This is a genomic window from Burkholderia sp. YHN3-13, assembly GCF_055810675.1.
Window position 1 is genome coordinate 1 of the sequence record NZ_JBVVNQ010000059.1, and the last position, 3,206, is coordinate 3,206.

Annotated in this window: 3 protein-coding genes and 1 pseudogene; 3 read left to right on the forward strand and 1 reads right to left on the reverse strand. The window is 56.1% G+C overall.

Features of this window, described 5'->3' with window-relative positions:
• The 3 genes and pseudogenes from AC0KUR_RS37740 to AC0KUR_RS37750 all read left to right on the forward strand — a co-directional run.
• A partial coding sequence (locus AC0KUR_RS37740; protein ID WP_473377371.1) for a hypothetical protein occupies positions 1-1,950 on the forward strand: 1,950 nt, incomplete at its 5' end.
• Between the two features lie 88 nt (positions 1,951-2,038).
• Positions 2,039-2,182 (forward strand): annotated as a pseudogene (locus AC0KUR_RS37745) (transposase); the annotation flags it as partial.
• A 330-nt stretch (positions 2,183-2,512) separates the two neighbouring features.
• Positions 2,513-3,064, forward strand: a complete 552-nt coding sequence (locus AC0KUR_RS37750; protein WP_473377372.1) for a transposase — start codon at positions 2,513-2,515, stop codon at positions 3,062-3,064.
• A gap of 31 nt (positions 3,065-3,095) precedes the next feature.
• Here AC0KUR_RS37750 and AC0KUR_RS37755 read toward each other — a convergent pair.
• The coding region (locus AC0KUR_RS37755; protein ID WP_473377373.1) for a transposase domain-containing protein at positions 3,096-3,206 on the reverse strand (111 nt) is incomplete at its 5' end.

The following is a 3,206-nucleotide window of genomic DNA, read 5'->3' on the forward strand; positions in this document are numbered from 1 at the left end:
ACGACGGTGGTGAACGACAGCCATAGCGCGACGCAGGTGGGGCTGTTCCTGGCGAACGGGACGTCGCAGTACACCTTCCCGGTGAATGCGGCTGGGGCGCACGCGCAGGAAGAACAGGCGGAGGCGGACGCGAAGCCGGCGGCGGCGCATGCAAGTGAGCCGGTGAGCGGAGGGGCAGGCGTGGCCGAGCAGCAAGGGAATGCGTCACGCGAGTCGGAGGCGGTCAGTAACGGCGCTCACGTGTCGACGAACACGCCCGACTTAACGGTGGCCGAGTCCGCCACGAAGCCAAGCGAATCGCTGTTGTTGAGAGGAGTCAAGGCAGTCGACCCTCAGCCAGTGCCGGCGCCGATGTCGGAGATGGCTGAGTCGGACCAGGGAAGAACGGACTCTATGGAGCTAGCGCAACAGCCGGGTACACACGTGGTGGTGCAATTGGGCCACGACCCGGTGGTGCAGAAGGCGGCGACGGATTATGCCGAGGCGGCTGGGGCACATCAGATGGTGGTAAGTGATCCGCGAAATCTAGATCTAGACGCGTTGAAACAGCAAATGTCAAACGTGACGCCAGAAGATCAGGTACACGTGCATCTGGTGGGGCATGAAGGTGCGGCCAGCGCGAACGACAAGGCGACGATAATCAACGCGGTACATGAGGCTGTCAGGACTCGGAATCCCGAGTCCGGGGTGGCGTCTGCGCATGACATCAGCTGCAACTCGGGGACGTGTGCGCCTGTGGTGCAGGCGCAGCTGAAAGAGAATCACGGACTTGACGTGCCGGTGTATGGACACGAGGGTGCGGTCGCAGTGAAATCGGGCGGCAAAGTGGTAACGGCAAAGGAAGGCGCTGTGGGGACGCTTGGTTTTGAAAGTAGCACTTCCGATTTTTCAGGGGGGGTAGATGAAAAACCCCTGTCGCCGAAGGTGGATCCAAACGCGGTGCAAGCGCAGGAAAAGCAGTCGTCGGCTAAGCTCGCTGAGGGCGAGCATGCGTCGCAACATGGGCATGCAGCCACGGCTCCCGAACTTGCTGGTCATGCACAAGACGGCGGGATGCTGAAGGAGGCGCAGCCAGTGAACGCGGAGGCGGCGGTTCATCAGGGCGAGCATGCGCCCGAGATACCGCATGAACCGACGCATGATGTGACGTCGGCGCAGGCCATCAGTTGCGGTTCCGGGGCGTGTGCGCCTACGATCCAAAAGCATCTGCAGAGCGATAATGAGCTCGATGTACCGACTTCTGGATCTGGCGATGGCTCGGGGGTTGACGGAAAAGGCGTGGTCGTGACCACTTCGAAGTATGATCCGCCCGGCCCGGGCAGATATGGGGAATTAACCGTGGTTCGCAAGGAATATGAACTTGATTTGAGAGAGCGAGCTTTCCTTCCGACCAATATAGAAGATTATCGTATGCGTATTTTAAAAGATGGAACAGTGCGCTGGAGGCGTCTGAGCGGAGCTATGGCAGATACTGGCAATTTCAGGTTTGTAATTAATGAATCTGGGATTTATGCATCGGATATAGACGACGAATTGACAGGTTATGGTAGATTTCACCATGGCTCGCTTGTTTCAAACAGCTGGCCAACCTATGCCGGAAGAGGTTATGCAGAAGAAGGTAAAATATATTTTTTGAACAATAATACGGGCCACTTCCGGCAGCCAAGATCAAGAATTGGCGATATGTTTTGGGTTTTTTTGACAAATGGAGTTGATGTTTCTTACCCAATGGATCTTTGGTATAAGGGGAGAATGTGGTTACCTAATCCGAAAAATCCAGATATTCCATATCGCGATCTTCAAACTCCATTGAAAGATCGCTCCGATCTTTCAATGTTTAAAATATACAATGACAGTGATCCGGATCGAATAGACAAAACTCCAGGTGAATATAGATCCGGCGTTAATAGGATGGACGCTCCCATCCGCAACCACATCGATGCACCGTAAGAGGCCAGTTCAAAAAGACCCTCGAGGAGCTATTAACTTCGCCGGCGACCTATTAACCTCAAGGATCTGAGCAACGGGATCATGAGGGATGCAAGAGCCGATCATTCATGACGAATTGTGGATACTCGTCGAGCCATTGCTCCCGCCGCCGAAACCGCGGCGAACGACGAATCCAGGACGGTTTCCGGTTCCGAATCGGGCAGCATTGAACGGCATCCTGTTCGTGCTCAAGGTAAGCGGCTCGGGCCGACCGTTTCCCCGTGCTGATTTTTCCAATACATGATGGGCGCGTTTAGATTGACGGAGCCAGTCAGCCATGTCGAACGCAGCGGGTCGCGCCCATCCCCATCGCACGTACGCGCAAGAATTAAGTAAGCGGCTCGGCCCGACCGTTTACCTTTTCGCGGGGGCGTGAGGCATGATAGTGATGTCGTGGAGGAGTCTGTGTTGATCAGTAAGCGCTCGACACGTACCGTCTGTTCATGAGGGCGCGGCACCGGCAATCTGATTCCCATCAGATGTGAACTGAACCCCGAAGGTTGGACCCCGACCTGAAGGGGCTATGGGAAAATACACGGACCAAACCAAGCTGGCGGCCGTCAGAGATTACTGTTCCGGTGAGGCCGGCCTAAAAGCTGTTGCTCAACGGCATGGCGTCAATGTTTCATCGCTGCGGCAATGGATTGCCGGCTATCGCACTCATGGTGAGGAAGGCGTGCGGACGAAGAAGCGGGCTCCCACGAATTTCAGCGCTGAATTCAAACTTTCGGTCCTGAAGCGGATGCGTGACGAAGGCTTGTCGCAGCGACAAACTGCAGCCCTGTTCAATATCCGTCGCTTCAACGTGATCGGCGAGTGGGAAGATAAATTCAATCAAGGCGGTCCGAAAGCACTCGGTCGAGTGTCCGGCGAGCGCCTCAAGACGATGTCACCGACACCCTCTGACCAAACCAAGCAACAGAATTTCGATCACGATCGCAGCCGCCAGGACCTGATCGATGAGCTGAACAGCCTACGGATGGAGAATGCGTACCTAAAAAAGCTCGAGGCCTTGGTTCAGGCGAACGGTCAGCAACCGCAAAAGAGCGAAGTAAGCGCCCGAGCAGTACCGTAGTGCAGGTTGTTGACCGCGGAGCTCTACGCCGCTATCGGATGGGCTCGACGCGAGCAGTAGGCGGCAGCGATGATGCGACGTTCCACGGGAGCAGTTCGTCGACGCGGTTAGCCGGATAGTCGGCGATGCGCTCGAGCACGTA